The organism is Streptomyces sp. NBC_00669 (assembly GCF_036226785.1).
Classification (GTDB): domain Bacteria; phylum Actinomycetota; class Actinomycetes; order Streptomycetales; family Streptomycetaceae; genus Actinacidiphila.
Genome location: NZ_CP109018.1, coordinates 6,910,332 through 6,927,237, shown reverse-complemented (window position 1 = coordinate 6,927,237; position 16,906 = coordinate 6,910,332). Strand labels below are relative to the sequence as shown.

Annotated in this window: 16 protein-coding genes and 1 pseudogene; 12 read left to right on the top strand and 5 right to left on the bottom strand. The window is 73.9% G+C overall.

Going from position 1 to position 16,906, the window contains the following annotated elements; genetic code table 11:
• The first annotated feature begins 22 nt into the window (after positions 1–22).
• The 8 genes and pseudogenes from OG896_RS29155 to OG896_RS29120 all read left to right on the top strand — a co-directional run.
• Positions 23–1,072 (top strand): FecCD family ABC transporter permease, encoded by a 1,050-nt coding sequence (locus OG896_RS29155; RefSeq protein WP_329374357.1) that lies wholly within the window; start codon positions 23–25, stop codon positions 1,070–1,072.
• A 32-nt stretch (positions 1,073–1,104) separates the two neighbouring features.
• Positions 1,105–1,935 (top strand): heme ABC transporter ATP-binding protein, encoded by an 831-nt coding sequence (locus OG896_RS29150; RefSeq protein ID WP_329374356.1) that lies wholly within the window; start codon positions 1,105–1,107, stop codon positions 1,933–1,935.
• A gap of 808 nt (positions 1,936–2,743) precedes the next feature.
• Positions 2,744–3,421 carry a response regulator transcription factor gene (locus tag OG896_RS29145; RefSeq protein ID WP_329370105.1) on the top strand — a complete coding sequence of 226 codons (678 nt, stop codon included), beginning with the start codon at positions 2,744–2,746 and terminating at the stop codon, positions 3,419–3,421.
• Positions 3,421–4,653, top strand: coding sequence for a sensor histidine kinase (locus OG896_RS29140; RefSeq protein ID WP_329370103.1), 1,233 nt, complete (start codon positions 3,421–3,423; stop codon positions 4,651–4,653). Before OG896_RS29145 ends, OG896_RS29140 begins: the two co-directional genes overlap by 1 nt.
• A 156-nt stretch (positions 4,654–4,809) precedes the next feature.
• A complete protein-coding gene (locus OG896_RS29135) occupies positions 4,810–5,202 on the top strand; it encodes a hypothetical protein (RefSeq protein ID WP_329370102.1) in 393 nt (130 codons plus the stop codon).
• Entirely contained in the window at positions 5,202–6,080 is an 879-nt protein-coding gene (locus OG896_RS29130; protein WP_329370100.1) for an ABC transporter ATP-binding protein, read from the top strand. The genes OG896_RS29135 and OG896_RS29130 overlap by 1 nt, the downstream gene beginning before the upstream one ends.
• A complete protein-coding gene (locus OG896_RS29125; protein WP_329370098.1) occupies positions 6,080–7,711 on the top strand; it encodes a hypothetical protein in 1,632 nt (543 codons plus the stop codon). The genes OG896_RS29130 and OG896_RS29125 overlap by 1 nt, the downstream gene beginning before the upstream one ends.
• A 72-nt stretch (positions 7,712–7,783) precedes the next feature.
• Positions 7,784–8,197, top strand: a pseudogene (locus OG896_RS29120) (DUF234 domain-containing protein); the annotation flags it as partial.
• A 459-nt stretch (positions 8,198–8,656) separates the two neighbouring features.
• Here the strand turns inward: OG896_RS29120 and OG896_RS29115 are convergent.
• Complete coding sequence (locus OG896_RS29115; protein WP_329370096.1) at positions 8,657–9,106, bottom strand: hypothetical protein; 450 nt, start codon at positions 9,104–9,106, stop codon at positions 8,657–8,659.
• A 227-nt stretch (positions 9,107–9,333) separates the two neighbouring features.
• Here OG896_RS29115 and OG896_RS29110 point away from each other — a divergent pair, with 227 nt between their 5' ends.
• Positions 9,334–9,879, top strand: a complete 546-nt coding sequence (locus OG896_RS29110) for an AAA family ATPase (RefSeq protein WP_329370094.1) — start codon at positions 9,334–9,336, stop codon at positions 9,877–9,879.
• 14 nt (positions 9,880–9,893) lie between these two features.
• Here OG896_RS29110 and sigJ read toward each other — a convergent pair whose 3' ends face one another.
• Positions 9,894–10,835 carry an RNA polymerase sigma factor SigJ gene (gene sigJ, locus OG896_RS29105; RefSeq protein ID WP_329370093.1) on the bottom strand — a complete coding sequence of 314 codons (942 nt, stop codon included), beginning with the start codon at positions 10,833–10,835 and terminating at the stop codon, positions 9,894–9,896.
• 160 nt (positions 10,836–10,995) lie between these two features.
• On the opposite strand from sigJ, the gene OG896_RS29100 reads away from it, so the two are divergent.
• Both OG896_RS29100 and ddaH read left to right on the top strand, forming a co-directional pair.
• Positions 10,996–11,652: an LUD domain-containing protein gene (locus tag OG896_RS29100; protein ID WP_329370091.1), complete on the top strand. Its 657-nt coding sequence runs from the start codon at positions 10,996–10,998 to the stop codon at positions 11,650–11,652.
• A 504-nt stretch (positions 11,653–12,156) separates the two neighbouring features.
• The gene (gene ddaH, locus OG896_RS29095) at positions 12,157–12,978 is read left to right on the top strand and encodes a dimethylargininase (RefSeq protein ID WP_443057168.1); all 822 of its coding nucleotides are present in this window, start codon (positions 12,157–12,159) and stop codon (positions 12,976–12,978) included.
• 66 nt (positions 12,979–13,044) lie between these two features.
• On the opposite strand, the gene OG896_RS29090 is transcribed toward ddaH, so the two are convergent.
• Positions 13,045–13,722 carry a TetR/AcrR family transcriptional regulator gene (locus OG896_RS29090; protein WP_329370090.1) on the bottom strand — a complete coding sequence of 226 codons (678 nt, stop codon included), beginning with the start codon at positions 13,720–13,722 and terminating at the stop codon, positions 13,045–13,047.
• Positions 13,723–13,825: 103 nt separating this feature from the next.
• On the opposite strand from OG896_RS29090, the gene OG896_RS29085 reads away from it, so the two are divergent.
• Positions 13,826–15,004, top strand: coding sequence for an FAD-dependent oxidoreductase (locus tag OG896_RS29085; RefSeq protein WP_329370088.1), 1,179 nt, complete (start codon positions 13,826–13,828; stop codon positions 15,002–15,004).
• A 414-nt stretch (positions 15,005–15,418) separates the two neighbouring features.
• Here OG896_RS29085 and OG896_RS29080 read toward each other — a convergent pair whose 3' ends face one another.
• Positions 15,419–15,934: a DUF6907 domain-containing protein gene (locus OG896_RS29080; protein WP_329370087.1), complete on the bottom strand. Its 516-nt coding sequence runs from the start codon at positions 15,932–15,934 to the stop codon at positions 15,419–15,421.
• Positions 15,935–16,423: 489 nt separating this feature from the next.
• Entirely contained in the window at positions 16,424–16,873 is a 450-nt protein-coding gene (locus OG896_RS29075; RefSeq protein WP_329370085.1) for an ATP-binding protein, read from the bottom strand.
• Between the last annotated feature and the right edge of the window lie 33 nt (positions 16,874–16,906).

Below are 16,906 nucleotides of genomic sequence, written 5' to 3'. Positions count from 1 at the left end.
ACCTCCTTATCGCAAGCGCCGGTTGACCGTTCTCCGGCCCGGCGTCGCGCGGCGCGAGGCCGTACTCGGTACGACGCTGGCCGTCGGACTGGTGCTGCTCGCGCTGCTGTCGGTCGGTGTGGGGGCGTACCACATCGGTACGGGGGACGTCGTGGCGTCGGTGGCGCACCGGATCGGGTTCGGCGGCCATCGGCTGGACCGGGTCGGCGAGTCCGTGCTGTGGGACGTGCGGGTGCCGCGGGTGGTGCTCGCGGTGCTGGTCGGGGCGTCGCTCGGCTGCGCGGGCGCCTTGATGCAGGGCGTGTTCGGCAACCCGCTGGCCGAGCCGGGGGTGATCGGGATCTCCTCGGGCGCCGCCGTCGGTGCCGCCGGGTCCATCGCGCTCGGCCTCGGCTTCGCCGGGAACTGGACGGTCACGGTCTGCGCGTTCGGCGCCGGCCTGCTGACGGTGCTGGCGGTCTACGGGCTCTCCCGCTCCGGCGGCCGCACGGAGGTGGTGACGCTGGTGCTCACCGGCATCGCCGTCAACGCCTTCGCGGGCGCCGCGATCGGCCTGTGCGTGTTCTACGCGGACAACGCGCAGCTCACCGAGATCACCTTCTGGCAGCTCGGTTCGCTGTCGCAGGCGACCTGGCCCAAGGTGCTCGCGGTGCTGCCGTGCGCGGCGGCCGGGCTCGCCGTCGCGCCGTTCTTCGCCCGCCGCCTGGACCTGCTCGCACTCGGTGAACGCCAGGCGCGGCACCTCGGTGTCGACGTGGAGCGGATGCGGCTGGCGCTGATCGCGGTGGTGGCGCTGCTGACCGCCGCCGCGGTGGCGGTCGCCGGCATCGTCTCCTTCGTCGGGCTGGTCGTGCCGCACCTGCTGCGGATGGCGGCCGGCCCCGGCCACCGCTTCCTCCTGCCGGGCAGCGCGCTCGGCGGCGCGGTGGTGCTGGTGGCCGCCGACCTCGCCGCGCGGACCCTCGCGGCGCCGGCGGAACTCCCGCTCGGGGTGCTGACCGCGCTGGTCGGCAGCCCGTTCTTCTTCTGGTTGCTGCGCAGGACCCGTGGCCGGCAAGGGGGTTGGGCGTGAACGTACGACGCCTGCGCGGCGGACCGGCCGGCATGGGGCTCTTCCCGCGCCGGCCCGCACCGCCGGCCCCGGCCCGGCCCGGCGACGTGCTCGCCGAGGCCCGCGCGCTGCGGGTACGGCTCGGCGCGCGATCGGTGCTGGAGGACGTGTCGCTGGCCGTACCCGCCGGGGAGGTGCTCGCCCTGGTCGGCCCGAACGGCGCGGGCAAGTCCACGTTGCTGGCCGCGCTCGCGGGCGACCTGCCGGCCGCCGGCGGCGAGGTGCTGGTCGGCGGCGCGCCCGTAGCGAGCTGGACGCCCGCGCAACTCGCGCTGCGCCGGGCGGTGTTGCCGCAGTCCGCGCCGCTCGCCTTCCCGTTCACGGTCGACCGGGTGGTCCGGATGGGGCGCGCGCCCTGGGCCGGGCGCGGTGCCGGCGACAGCTCCGGCGACAGGGACGATGCCGCGGTCGCCGGCGCCATGGCGGCCACCGGCGTCCACGCCCTGTCCGGGCGGCCGTATCCGGCGCTGTCCGGCGGCGAGCGCGCCCGCGTCGCCCTCGCGCGCGTCCTGGCCCAGCAGGCGCCGCTCCTCCTCCTGGACGAGCCCACCGCGGCGATGGATCTGCGCCACCAGGAACTCGTCCTGCGCGTCTGCCGCGACCAGGCCGCCGCCGGCCGCGCCGTCGTGGTCGTCCTGCACGACCTCGGGCTCGCCGCGGCCCACGCCGACCGCGTCGCCGTGCTGTCCGCCGGCCGCCTCACCGCCCACGGCTCCCCCGCCCGCGTCCTCACGGCCGGGCTGCTCACCCGCGTCTACCAGCACCCGGTGGAGGTCTTCCGCCACCCCCGCACCCACCTGCCGGTGGTGCTCCCGCGCCGGTAACCCACGGTGGGGAGGCAGCGCCTGCCTCGGGCCCCGCGCTTGGAAAGGTGTTGGCAGTTGAGCGTTCCGTCTCCTCCGGTCCAGGTTCGGCAGGGCGCCGCAGACGGTCGCGGTGAAGCCGTGCTGGGGGCTGGAGCGCCCCCTCACGCAGGCCGACCCGGACCTCTGCGCCGGTCGAGAACGTCTCGTCGGGGAGCGCTCGGGCGGGTGCGAGGTCGCGCAGGAAGTGCGTGGAGGGCGGACCGCTGCGGGGCCGGGGTCCACCGGGTGCAGCGGACCGCCTGACAGCATGATCGTCGACACGCTCACACCCCGACGTCCGCTCCAGCCCGGTCCCGCCTGCGTCCTGCTTGCCGCCCTGGCGATCCGGACCGCCCGTACCAGCGACGCCGGGCGCTGACCGAGGCCCGCTCCGGCTGCACTTGCCGGCCGCACGCGGTCGGGTGTTCGCGGTGCCGTGCCACGCACTGCGGCGGGTCAACCACGTGTGGCCGCGCCAACCGCCGGATGTCGTCCTTCGCCGGCACGGCCGCTACGACGGCGGTCGACAGGGAACCGCGCGAGCCGATGCGGCCGCTCTGGCATCGCTTCAGCCGGCCTTCGCCGGCCCTGCCGCTCGGCACCTCCGTGGCGGACGCGTGGGGGACGTCGACGATGGATTCGGGGGACGCGCGGCCGTGGGCGCCGGCCAACCGTGTTCGTCCCCTTGTGCTCCGAGCGGCCGTGGTGTCCCCGGTTTCTGATGTACTCCCTGAGTGCGAATGCGTCATGCCGCTGTCCGTCTGCCCCGTGGCACCATGGGATGATCATGACGATACGTGTGCTGATCGCCGACGACCAGGAGATGGTGCGGCGCGGGCTGCGGCGGACGCTCGCCGCCCAGCCTGACATCGACGTCGTGGGCGAGGCCGGCGACGGCGTCACCGCACTGGCCCTGGCCCGCGAACTGCGGCCGGATGTGGCCCTGGTCGACGTCCGGATGCCGGGGCTGGACGGGCTGGAGGTGACCCGGCGGCTCGCGGGCGGCCCCGAGGGGGTCCGGGTCGTGGTGGTGACGACCTTCGACCTGGACGAGTACGTGTATCCGGCCCTGCGGCATGGTGCCTCGGGCTTTCTGTTGAAACGGTCCGGGCCCGCGCTGCTGGTGGAGGCCGTTCGCGCGGCGGTCGCCGGGGACCAGTTGATCAGCCCGTCGGTGAGGGTGCGGCTGCTGAAGGAGGTGACCGGCGTGGGGCGTGGTCGGCCCGCCCCGGCGGCGCCGGGAGAACCGCTCACCGAGCGGGAGACCGAGATCGCCGGGCACGTCGCACTGGGCAAGACCAACGCGGACATCGCCCGCGAACTGTTCATCTCCGCCGGGACGGTGAAGACGCATGTCGCCGCCGTCCAGCGGAAACTGGGCGTGCGCAACCGGGTGGGCATCGCCGTCTACGCGTGGGACGCCGGATTCGCCGACGCCGCCCGGACAGCGGAGGGACCTGCGTGATGGGCCGACGCCCCCGCCCCGCCCCGTCGGCCGCCGCGGCGGGTCGCACGGACCTCACCGCGACGAAGGCCCCGACGAAGGCCCCGACGGAGGCCGCGGCGGAAGGCGGGCTCCGGATCGGGTGGGCCGCGGGGCTGGCGGCGCTGGTACTGCTGCCCGCCGTCGCCGGGCGCCCGGTGGCGCTCGTGACGGCGGTGCCCGCCGCGCTGGCCGCCTTCGTGCTGTGCCTGCGCGTGCCCTGGCGCCGGGTGGCGGGTGTGCCCGCGGCGGCGTCGTCCGCCGTGTGCCTTGCCTCCTCGGCCGCCGATCTGGCCTTCCGGGGCCCCAAGGGCTACGTCGTGCTGTGGGCGGTGGTCGAACTCCCGGCGCTGCTCCTGCTGCTGCGGCGGGTCGCCCGCCGGGCGCCGGAGCGGACGGCCCTGGTGACGGGCCCGCTGCTCGCGCTGGCCGCGGTGTTGATGCCGCTGCGGCTGGCGGCCGCTGAACCGCCCGTAGCGCCGCACGCGGTCGTGCTGAGCTGCGTGCTGGGCCTCTTCCCCGCGGGGCTCGCGGCGGGTGTGGGGCTGTACTTCCGTGCTGTGGAGGCGCGGCGCGGGCGGGCCGTGGTCAGCGCGCTGCACGCCCAGCGGCTCCAGGTCGCCGCGGATCTGCACGACTTCGTCGCGCACGAGCTGACGGGAATCGTCGTCGAGGTGCAGTCCGCGCGGTGGGCGGGTGGCCTGGACGAGGAGGAGACGGCGGAGCTGCTGGCCCGGGTGGAGGCGGCCGGTATGCGGGCCCTGGAGTCCATGGACCTGACGTTGGGCTCGCTGCGGGAGGGCGTGGCCCCCGACCGTACGTGCGGCCTCGCCGACCTGCCCGCCCTCGTCGGCCGTTTCGCCGCGGCCGGGCACGGCCCGCGGGCCGAACTGGTGCTGGAACCGGGCCTGGAGGACGTACTGCCTCGGCTGTCGGACGACGCCGCCTACCGCGTGGTCGTGGAGGCGCTGACGAACGTGCGCCGTCACGCCGAGGGCGCGGCCCAGGTGACGGTGACCGTCGCGCGTACCGCGGGTGGCGTGGAGGTGACGGTCGCCGACGACGGCCGCACGGTCCCGGCCCGTACGGGCCCCCGGCACGGCGGCGGTACGGGTCTGGCCGAACTGACCCAGCGTCTCGAAACCCTCGGCGGCTCGCTGACCTGCGGTCCGCACCCGACGGGCTGGCGCGTACGGGCGCTGCTGGCGGCGTGACGCCCACCCGGCGGACGCCCGGGCACGAGGCACCCGGCACTCGGGCATCGGTGCGCCGGCTGCTCCCCCGCGATATCTGCCGAACGGCAGATGCGGGCGCACCCCCCGCTCGCGCACCCTCGGAGGGCCTGATCACCGACCCACCCGGAGGACCCCGTGCGCCCCCTCGTCCCGGCCGGCGCCCCCGCGCTTGCCGCCGTCCTGCTCGCCCTCGGCTCGCTGACCGCCTGCTCCGTGGACGCGAAGAACGCCACCCCGCGCAGCACGGCGTTCGCGTTCGGCGGCGACACCCTCGATGTCCGGGCGCACGGCATCCCGACCGACCTCGTCGCCGCCGACCGGAAGGACGTCGAGGTCACGCGCTGGTTCGACGCGAAGGCCGGCAGCAAGAAGACGCTGGTCTGGAAGCTGCACGGACGGACCCTCGACCTGGACGCCCGCTGCAAGGGGCTCGCGCTGTGCGACGCCCGCTTCCGCGTGGAGGTGCCGCGCGGCCTGACCGTGCTCCGCGACGGCCGCCCCACGAAGCTGCGCGGGGGCAAGCACTGATGCTGGAGCTGATCGACGTCACCAAGACCTACCGCGGCGGCAAGCGCGCCGTGGACGGCGTCACGCTGCGTCTGGCCCCCGGCATGCTGGGCCTGCTCGGCCCCAACGGCGCCGGCAAGTCCTCTCTGATGCGGATCGCCGCCACCGTCACCCGCCCGGGCAGCGGGCGTGTGCTGTGGCACGGCGCTGACGCGGTCGCCCGGCCGAACGCGCTGCGCGCCGCGCTCGGTTACCTTCCCCAGGACTTCGGCGTCTACCCGAATCTGTCGGCCCCGGAGTTCCTGCGCTACCTCGCCGCCGCGAAGGGCCTGTCCGCGCGCACCGGCCGCGCCCGTACCGCGGAGCTGCTGCGGCTGGTGAACCTCGAAGAGGCCGGCAGGCGGCCGCTGAAGGGGTTCTCGGGCGGCATGCTGCGCCGGGTCGGCATCGCGCAGGCGCTGCTCGCCGACCCCGAGGTGCTCATCGTCGACGAGCCCACCGCCGGACTCGACCCGGAGGAGCGGGTCCGCTTCCGCAACCTGCTCAGCGACCTGGCGGCCGACAAGATCGTGCTGCTGTCGACGCACATCGTCTCCGACGTCGAGTCCGTCGCCCACGACATCGCCGTGGTGGCCGGCGGCCGGCTGCTCTATCGCGGCACCCCGGAGGAGCTGCTGCGGCGCACCGCGGGCCTGGTGTGGGAGCTGTCGGCGCGGGCTGAGGACCTGGCGGCGGTGCGCGCCCGCTTCACCGTCAGCCGCATGGTGCGCACGCCCGGCGGCGTCAGGGTGCGGCTGATCGCAGGGCACCGCCCGGCGCCGGAAGCGGTGCCCGCGGAGCCGGACCTGGAGGACGCCTACCTGGCGACGGTCGCGGATCGCCGACAGGAAGCCGCGTGATGAGCGCCGCATCCGCAGGACGCGGACTCTCCTCGGTCTCCTCGGTCGCCGGGGTCGCCCTCGCCGACCTGCGCGACCGGACCCGCCGCCCGTCCTACGCCGTCACCCTGCTCGCCACCGTGGCCCTGGGGTGGCTGGCCGTTCCGGCGGCCGGCAGCCACTGGGTGATCCTGCAGATCGGCGACCACCGCGGCACGTACAACAGCGCCTACGTGGGTCTGGCCACCGCGCTGGCCGGGACGCTGTGGCTGGCGCTCGGCGGCTTCTACGTCGTGCGGGGTGTGCCGGCCCGCGACGAGTCCTCGGGCGTCGGGCGGCTGCTGGCGGCGACCCCGCTGCGCACGACCGCGTACTTCGCGGGGAAGCTGCTCGGCAACGTCCTGGTGCTCGCCTCGATGCTCGGGGCGCTCGCGGTGACCGCGCCGGTGATGCAGCTGCTGCGCGGCGAGTCGCGGGCCGTGGACCCGGTGGCGCTGCTGTTGCCCTTCGCCGTGCTGGCGCTGCCGGTCATGGTGGCCGTCGCGGCGGCCGCGCTGCTCATCGACACGGTGCCTGGGCTGCGCGGGGGGCTCGGCAACGTGGTCTGGTTCTTCGTCTGGCTGGCCTTCGCCTTCGCCGGGCAGGGCCCGAGCGCGCCGCTCGGCGGCATCGGCGTGCACGAGGCCACCCGGTCCATGCGGGCCGATCTGCTCGCCCAGGCGCCCGGCGCGCGCGGCGGCTTCAGCCTCGGCTTCACCTACACCGACACGCCGCTGCGCGTCTTCACCTGGGACGGCTTCACACCGGGCGGCAGCTTCCTGCTCGGCCGTGCCGCGATCGTCGCGCTCGCGGTGCTCTGCGCGCTGCTGCCGAGTCTGTGGTTCCCTCGTTTCGACCCGGCGAGGGCCCGCGCCACCACGCCCGTACGCCCGCCTGCGCCGCCGTCGGCCGCCGCTGCGCCGAGGCCGGCGCCCGTGCAGGGCCCGCTCACTCCCGCCAGTACCGGCGGGATGCTCTTCCCGCGCCTGTACGCCGCCGAGCTGCGGATCTTGATGCAGGGCACCCGCTGGTGGTGGTGGGGCACAGTGGCGCTGCTGACCCTGACCGCCTTCGCCGCGACCGGCAGCGGTGCGACCCGCTTCGTGCTCCCGGCGGCCTGGATCTGGCCGGTCCTGCTGTGGTCCCGGCTCGGCTCCCAGGCCGCCGAGCACCGGGTCGACGCCCTGCTCGGCGCGGCCCCCCGCCCGTACCGCCGAGTGCTGGCCGAGTGGGCGGCCGGCGTCACCCTCACCGCCGCCACCGGGCTCGGCCCGCTGGCCGTCCTGCTGCGCGACGGCGACTCCCGCGGCGTCGCCTGCTGGCTCGCGGCGGCCACGTTCATCCCCTCCCTCGCGCTCGCCCTCGGCACCCGCAGCCGTGGCCACCGGCTCTTCCAGGCCCTCTACGTGCCGGTGTGGTACGCGGCCGCGAACGGGCTGAGCGCCCTTGACTTCATGGGCGCCACCCGCGCCCCCGGCACGGCCGCCACGCTCCCCCCGTCCGTGCTCGCCGCCCTTTCCGCGCTGCTGCTCGCCAGCGTCCTGGCCCCGCTCCTGCACGGCCCCTCCCGGCAGCGGCCCAGCGAACCGGCGGACCCCGGATCGCCGCCATGACCTCGGCGGCCGCCCCCTCGGCCATGAGGTGCCCGGCCCGGGCAGCCGACGGGTCCGGGTCCGGGCTCTCCCCAGATCGCCGGAGATGTCACGCTGAGCCGGATCAAGGAGCGGTGGACGAGCTGGCGGGGGCGGGCGATCGAGCCTGTGGTGCGGGAATCCCTCGCCCGTCTCCTGCCGGACGGGCGCCTGCCCGGCGCCCCGGCGATCGGCGGGTACTGGACCCGCAGCAACGACGTCGAAATCGACCTGGTGGGCGCCGACCGGCAGCCGGTGGCCAAGCAGTTGCTCTTCCTCGGCTCGGTCAAGTGGCTGGAGAATTCCGCGTTCGACAGCCACGACCTGGTCGCGTTGCAGAAACACCGAGGCGCGATCATCGACGAGCCGGTGCCGCTCGTGGCAGTCTCTCGCAACGGGGTCAGCTGTTCCGGGCTTCAGGCGGCGTACGGCCCGGAAGAGTTGCTGTGCGGCTGGCGCAGAGCATGAACGCGGATGAGCCTTGTGGTCGCGGCTCCGGATGTCCACCGCCGTTCGGTGCCGTCCGGGCAGCGAGGCGCCGAGGGGCAGCACCTGCGAACGACGTCAGTGGAGACTCACCCGCGAGCGGAAGGCCGCGGAAAGCCACGCGGAGCCTCCCGAGGTCGAAGCGACACGCACCGAGATCCGCATGGCCTTTGCCGCTGAATTCGCGATGGCGCCGATCAGCGCCCGGGTGCGCCGGCTGTTCCGGCTGACCTGCGACCGCGACCCCGGCGGTCGCGAGGACGGCGTCGCCGAGTCGGTGGTGCTCGGAGGTCCGTCCCGCCAGGGGGAACGCCCTGTTCGGCAGTTGCGGTCACAGTCGCGTTCACCCCCGTTCAGCACGGTCCAAGCACCACCCGCAGCGCCTCACCACCGCGGGTCAGGACACTGACGGACCGCCCCGAACACCCGGAGTCGCCGTTGTCAGGCGCCCGCGCCCCGCTGGTCGAAGGCACTCGCGATCGCGTGGATCTCGCCGCGCGCCTGGAGGGTGATCTCGTTGCCGTCGTCGAGGGTGATCCGCACGTCCTGCCAGGTGCGGCCGCCCTCCACCCGCAGCCCCGTGATACGGGACAGCGGCACCGAACCGAGGTGCTCGTGCACCTGGTTGAGCATCGGGTCCGCCTTCCACACGTGCAGGGCGTCCGCCGTGATCCCCAGCACCATGGCCGCGTCCATCGGTACGTCGGTGGCATCGGTGATCTTGCGGGCCGCGGATCGGGCCGCGGGCCTGGCGACCAGGTAGTTGCCGAGCGGCGTGAGCATACGAGCGGGGCTGAGCGCGGTGTTCAGCCGCGCGTACGCCGCCGCTTCGAGCTTCTCCCCCAGTTGCGCCGACAACGTGGTGGTCAGCTCGCTGTCCTTGATGTGCATGAGTTGCTTCTCCTACTCCCCGGTCCTGTGCACGCCCGACGGGCCGCAGGCGGAATCGCCAGCACCGGCGGAAGGGAGCATAGTCATGGTCATCACCCCGTGTGAAAAAAGGAGTTGGCCTGCCGTGTCGGCTCCTCGCGCTCACCGAACCCGCTCCTCGGCAGATCCGTCGGGGGCGCGGCGAGGCGTGTCGTGTCCACTCGGCCGGACCGGACGGAGGCAAGCAGGTGCGGGAACTCGGTTCCGCGGTCGTGCTCGTCACCGGCGTCATGGCAGCCGGGAAGTCCACCGTCGCCCAACTGCCGGCCGAGCGGCTGGCGCGCTCCGTGCACCTGCGCGGCGACGGTTTCCGGCGGATGATCGTCTCCGGCCGCGAGGAGTTCACCCCGCGGCCGAGCACCGAGGCGACGGCCCAACTGCGGCTGCGCCACCGGGCGTCCGCCGCGGTCGCGGACCTGTACGCGCGGGAGGGCTGGACGGTGGTCGTCCAAGACGTCGTGCTCGGCGGGCACTTGGACGCCTACCTTGAGGCCGTCACGACGAGGCCCCGGTATCTGGTCGTCCTCGCGCCCCGCCCCGACGCGGTCGCCGCGCGGGAGGCCGACCGCCCCAAGAACGGCTACGGCGGCCCCTGGACGATCGACGCTTTGGACGAGGCGCTGCGCCGGGACACCCCGCGCCGCGGGCTCTGGCTGGACACGTCGCACCAGACCCCCCACCAGACCGTGGACCAGATCCTCGCCGGCCTCGACGCGGCCCGCGTCGCCGGCTGAGAACGGGCCCCACGTCAACTCGGTTTCCAGGAGCGGAGCTTCTCCGGGTTGCGGACGACCCAGATCCGCCTGATCCGGTCGTCCGCGACGTCGAACGCGAAGACCGTGACGGCGCGGCCGCGTTGGAGGGCGACCAGCCCGGGCCGGCCGTTGACCGTGCGTTCCAGGAAGGCCATGTCGTCGGGCCTGCGGCGGGCGATCTCGATCCACGCGCGGGCGATCCGCCCGGCCCCTTCGATCGGCCGCACGAAGGTCGCGGCGAGGCCGCCGCCGTCGGCGGTCGCGGTGGCGTCGGGGTCGAGCAGGGAGATCAGCGCGCCGATGTCCTTGGCCTCCCACGCCTGCTTGAAGTCCTTTACGACAAGGGCGCGTTCGGCGGACGCGGTCGTGGAGGGCCGCGAGGCGCGGACCCGGCGGCGGGCCGAGGAGGCCAACTGCCGGCAGGCCGCCGGCGTACGGCCGACGATGCCGGCCACCTCCACGAACGAGTACCGGAAGACGTCGTGCAGGACGAACGCGACGCGCTCGGCCGGAGTCATCGCTTCGAGCACGACCAGGAGGGCCAGATCCACCGACTCGTCCAGGGTGACCCGGTCGGCCGGGTCCGCCTCGGCCGCCACGCCCGGCCGCCCGTCGATCCACTCCGTACGGTCCGGCAGCGGCTCGGGGAGCCACTCCCCCACGTAGGTCTCCCGCCGGGCCCGCGCCGAGCCGAGCAGGTTGAGGCAGATCCGGCCGGCGACCGTCGTCAACCAGGCGCCGGGGGACGCGATGGCCTCCTGCTGCCGCGGCGACATGGCGTACCAGCGCGCGAAGGTCTCCTGGACGGCGTCCTCGGCCTCGGCCAGCGAGCCCAGCAGCCGGTAGGCCAGGTTGATCAGCCGGCGCCGCTCCCTCAGGAACGCGTCCAGGCCCGGATCGGGCCGGCCGTGTACGTACCCGGTTCGGGTGGTCATGGTGCCGACGGCTCCCTCGGTTCGTCTCCGCCCTCCCCTTTACGACACCACAGCCCGCCGGAGTGTGAGGCCGGCGCCGCCGCCTCACACTCCGGCGGCCCGCGTTGTCGAACCGCTGAGAGAGACATCCCTTCCGGCGAACAGAGAGTCCACCGACATCATGACCGCAGCGACATCCGCAACGTCCCCGACACCCGAACCACCCGCGACGCCCTTCACCGAAGCGGCACCCGCCCAGCGCCTGGAGCGGGCCGCCGCCGCGCTGGCCGCGCACGGTTTCACCGTGGAGATCCTCGACGACGCCCCCGCCGCGCGCGCCCGCGTCAAAGAGCTGATCCCGGCGGGCGCCGGCGTGTTCACCGCCGCCAGCGAGACCCTCCGCCTGTCCGGCATCGACGACGACATCAACGCGGGTGGACGGTACGACGCCGTCAAGCCACGCGTCCTCGCGATGGACCGCGTCACCGGCGCCGACGACATCCGGCGGCTGCTCGCCGTCCCCGACGTCATCGTGGGCAGCGTCGCCGCGCTCACCGAGACCGGCTCCCTCGTGATCGCCTCCGGCAGCGGCAGCCAACTGCCCGCTTACGCCGGCGGGGCCGCCCGCGCGATCTGGGTGGTCGGCGCGCAGAAGGTCGTCCCCGACCTCGACACCGCGCTGCGGCGCGTCGAAGAGCACTGCCTCCCGCTGGAAAGCGCCCGCACCCGCGCGGCGTACGGGTGGCCCAGCGCCGTCAACCGCGTTCTCGTCCTCCACGCGGAACACCTCCCCGACCGCGGCACCGTCCTCCTCCTCCGCGAAGCGATCGGCTTCTGACCCGCACATCCCCAGGGCCGCGCCCAACCCCCCACCAACAGGCGGCCCGTCAACGGGCGGCTCAGGGGCGCGAGGAACTGCGCGCCCAACCACCCACCAACAGCTGATCCCTCAACCAACAAACCACACCACCCCGAAGGGCAAGGGGCGCGGGGAACGCCGCGCGCAACCACCCACCGGCAGGCGGCCCTTCAACCAACAAACCACACCACCCGGGCGGGTCAGGGGCGCGAGGAACTGCGCGCCCAACCCCCCACCGACAGCTGACCCCTCAACCGACAAACCACACCACCCCGAAGGGCAAGGGGCGCGGGGAACGCCGCGCGCAACCACCCACCGGCAGGTGGTCCCTCAACCGACAGAACACACCACTCGGGCGGGTCAGGGGCACCCGAATGAGCGCACAATGCACTCGTAGGACCCCGCGTCCTCCCTCGGGCCGACCGTCCGACGGGAGGGCGCTCGTGCAAGTCAGGCACTCACCCATCCCCCGAGGAGCCCCCATTGCGCATCGCGACGCCCCGCCGGTACCTGATGTGCCCACCGGCGCACTACCGAGTGACGTACAGCATCAACCCCTGGATGGACCCGAAGAAACCGGTGGACCCGGCGCTCGCCCTGTTCCAGTGGGAGGACCTGCGCGACCGCTACCGCGCGCTCGGCCACACCGTGGAGGTGATGGACGCGCTGCCCGACCTGCCCGACATGGTCTTCGCGGCGAACGGCGCCACCGTGGTGGACGGCCGGGTGCTGGGCGCGCGGTTCGCCAACCCGGAGCGGACCGCCGAGGCCCCCGCGCACCTCGCCTGGTTCCGCGCCCACGGCTACCCCGACATCCGTGAACCGGACCACGTCAACGAAGGCGAGGGCGACTTCGCGGTGACGTCCTCCTGGCTGCTGGCCGGGCAGGGCTTCCGCAGCAGCCCGCTCGCGCACGACGAGGCGCAGGAGTTCTTCCGCCGCCCGGTGATCAGCCTCGAACTCACCGACCCCCGCTACTACCACCTCGACACCGCGCTGGCGGTGCTCGACGACACGTCCGACGAGATCATGTACTACCCGGGCGCCTTCACCCCGGGCAGCCGCGCCGTCCTCGAACGCCTCTTCCCGGACGCCCTCCTGGCCACGGAGAAGGACGCCGCGGTCCTCGGGCTCAACGCGGTCGGCGACGGCCGCAACGTCCTGCTGCCGCGCGCCGCGAAGGGCCTGCACAAGCCGCTGCGGAGCCGCGGGTTCGTCCCGGTGCCGGTCGACATGTCGGAGTTCCACAAGGCCGGCGGCAGCGTCAAGTGCTGCACGATGGAGCTGCGCCCGCCGACCGGCTGACCCGGCGACGACCGAACCGGCTCGACCGGCCGACCCCGGCGGCCGGTTCAGGCGTCGGCAGCCGGTTCAGGCGTCGGGCGCGGCCTCACCCAAGGCACCGCGCAGCAGTTCGCGGAAACCGCGCCGCAACTCCTCCCTGCTGGGGGCGGCGGCGTGGTGACCGCCCACCGCGCAGGAGAAGAGCACGCCCTCGGACCAGGCGGTCAACGACAGTGCGTGCCGCTGGGGTTCGGCCGAGCCGGCCGCGGCCATCATCGCCGCCAGCGGCTCCTGGAACCGCCGCCCGGCCGCGTCGTAGACCTCGCGCAGCTCCGGCCGCCGGGTGGCTTCGAGCGCGAGTTCGTACCGGCTGACCAGCAGGGCGCGGTGGCGGGTGAGGTAGCGGTGCAGGGCGAGGGAGAGGGCGTCGGCCATCAGGTCCGCCGGCGTACCGGCCTCCGCCGCCGACGTGCCGGCCTCGCGCCGCGCACCCGACCGCTCCCCTGGGCCCTCCCCCGGCGCGGGCATGCCCGGGGGCAGTTCGCTCAGCGCCAGCACCGACGCCTCGCGCTCGGCCAGCCGCCGTACCGCCGTTTCGAGCAGCGCCAGGCGGGTGCGGGCGTGGTTGGAGGTCGAGCCCTGGGGCAGCCCGGCCGCCTCGTCCACGGCACGGTGGGTGAGCCCGCGCATGCCGCGTTCGGCGAGCAGGGTCAGCGCGGTGTCGGCGACGAGGTCGGCGCGCGCGGCGGCGGAGTGGCTGGCCATGCCCCATCTCTACCACCTCCACTACATCCGTAGTACGGTGAGCCGCATCCACTACAGCTGTAGTGAACGGGGGTCCGGCCCCGGCCGGGACAGGAGGAAGGACATGTCCACTGCGCACGCCGTCGTCATCGGCGGCGGCATCGGCGGGCTCACCGCCGCGCTCGCGCTGCACCTGCGCGGCTGGCGGACCACCGTCCTGGAGCGGGCCGACACGCTCGCGCCGGTCGGCGCCGGCATCGCGCTCGCGCCCAACGGGCTACGGGCCTTCGACACGGTCGGCCTCGGCGCGGAGCTGCGCGCACTGGGCGCGTGGCAGGGCGACGGCGGGATGCGCAGCCCCTCCGGCCGCTGGCTCGCCCGGACCAGCAGCGCGGCCGCCGCCGAGCGGTTCGGCGGGCCGATCGTGCTGGTGCACCGCGCGGAGCTGATCGGGCGCCTCGCCGCGCGACTGCCGTCCGGCGCCCTGCGGACCGGCAGCGCCGCCCAGCTCCTCGACGAGGGCGACCCCGACGGGCGGCCGGCGGTCGTACGCACCGTCGACGACCGCGAGTTCACCGCCGACCTCGTCGTGGCCGCCGACGGCATCCACTCCCGGGTGCGTTCCGCGCTCTTCCCCTCCCATCCCGGGCCCGCGTACAGCGGCTTCACCTCCTGGCGTACGGTCGTCGCCGCCCCGGCCGAGCCCTTCGCGCCCCACGAGACCTGGGGCGCCGGCCGCCTGTGGGGCACCCAACCGCTGGCGGACGGCCGCGTCTACGCGTACGCCGCCGCGCTCGCGCCGCCCGGCGGCCACGGCACCGGTCCCGACGGGGAGCGGGGCGAACTGCGGGAGCGGTTCGGGCGGTGGCACCAGCCCGTCCCCGCGATCATCGCCGCCGCGGCGCCCGCGGAGGTCCTCCGCAACGACCTCCACCACCTGCACGAGCCGCTCCCCGCCTTCCACCGCGGCCGTACGGTCCTGCTCGGCGACGCCGCCCACGCCGCCACTCCCTTCCTCGGGCAGGGCGGCAACCAAGCGGTCGAGGACGCGGTGGTCCTCGCGTATCACCTTGCCGGTGCGGAAACGGGTGCCGCGCTCGCGTCCTACACGGCCGCGCGGCTGCCCCGTACGACCTCCGTCGTCGCCTCCTCCGCGCGCGTGGCCCGGCTTCTCTCCACCCGGCACCGCTCCACCACCCTCCTCCGCGACCTCGCCATCGCCGCGGCTTCCCGTATCTCCCCCACGGCCGCCCTCCGCAGCTTCGACCCCATCGCCTCCTGGAACCCCCCACGGTGCCCCTGACCCGCCCGGCTGCCCCGCCCTGCCGGTCGAGGGACCACCTGCCGGTGGTGGGCTTGTCGCGAGCAGGCACCGTTAAACGCACTTTGGTGCGGGACGGGATCGGCTGACCATGGAAGCCATGGGGGGTATCGGGGAGTACTGCGGGTGCGGGAAGTGCGTGGTCGGCGTGCGGCGGTTGAGCCGGAAGTCGGACGCTACGTCGTCACCGGAGCGGCAAGAGGAGCAGGTGCTCACGGGGGTCGCTGCGATCGGCGGGCACATCATCGCGTGGGCGGATGACTGGGAGGTGTCGGGAGCGACCAACCCGGTGGACCGCTCCGCGCTCGGCTTTCTCCCGTACCCAGCCGAGGGCCTCCGGCTCCTGAGAAAGGCGGGGGGGCTGCTTCCCCCTGCCGGGGCGCGGCGGGGCTGTGCTCAGCCGTCCGCGCCCGCGTCTCTTCTCGCCCGCCCGTTCACCTCCCAGTCCGCACAAGCCGCCACCAGCGCGGGCAGTACCTCACCCTCCAGGCGGTCCACCTGGGCGCGGAGCTTCGCGATGAACGCGGCCAGCCCGGCGGGGTCCAGGTCGTTGACCCAGCAGCCGTTCGTGATGTTGATGTTCACCACGGGGACGCGGGGTTCGGGGTCCTCGGCGTAGGGGTGACAGTCGATGCTGCCGTACAGGATCTGCTCCTCCGCAGGCTGCTCGCCCCTGCGGTCGCTGGTGCGGACACGGACCGTCTGGCCCTCGAACTCCGCGCAATGGCTGACATCGCTGAGCCGAACCCCGAACTCCTCGATCGGCACACCCTCTTCCGACGGGTCGTTCTCCGCCCAGGCGGGCAGATAACCGGACACCGCGTGCCCGAACGCAGCGGCGATCCGCCAGCGCCCTCCGGAAGCCGGTAAGGCGGCAGAGTCAGGAGCGGCACGGCGGGACGTGCTGATCATCTACAGAATCCTTGTCTCTCTGGTTGGTTCGGGACCTCGGCCCCACCGGGGGCAGACACATCTACGCAGGTCCGCGCCGCAGCGGGAACGCGGCCACGGGACTCGGCGGATCGCACCGTCCGCACCAATGCATCCGGCACCAATGTCCGCCGACCGCAGATGAACCGCTCCACACGCCTGACAGGCATACGCAGCACAACTCCTCACTTCCACCAAGCGTTCAGACGATGCCCGCAAAGGGCACCCGCCCCGGCCGCACGGGCGACCAACCCCCGTGAGCCCGCCCCCGCCCGGGGTGGGAAGGCGGAGACGTTGCAGGGACTCACATCAGCCGGGACGGACGATCAGAAACGACGGGCCAAGCCCGTCGGGGAAAGTGCGGATCAGACCCGACCGCCGGCCCCACCACCAATCCGCACACAGCAGCCAGCCCGACCAGCAGGGCAATACGCGTCCACCCCAACAACAGGACGACGCCCCACTTACGGATCACTGGCCCGCCTCACAGGTGAGTACGCCCCATACCCGTTTTCCCCATGGCAAGCGTTCGGTGCCCCACTGCTTGGTCACGTCGTCCACGAGAGCCAGGCCGTGCCCGCGCAGGTCGTCGGCTTCGGGGCACAGGGCCAGAGGGAGAGTAGGTGATCGATCCACCACCTCAATGCGCACGGTGTCGAGCGCTGGGCGGATGATCACGACTCGAATCAAACGGGACTTGGTGTGCTGGGCAGCGTTGGCGACCAGTTCGGTGACGACAAGGGCGCCGTCGTCCGCGAGGGCTTCCATTTCCCAGGCGCACACAGCAGCACCGATCAGTCGGCGGGCGATCTTCGCGCTCTCAGCAGCACACGGAAGCGTTTCGGAGTATCCGGGGTGTCCTCGGGGACGTGCGACAGTCTTCACGGTCATCTCAATGCCTCGGTCGGTGTCGAACGACATCTCGGGGGGATTCGTTCCAGACTGTCGATGTAC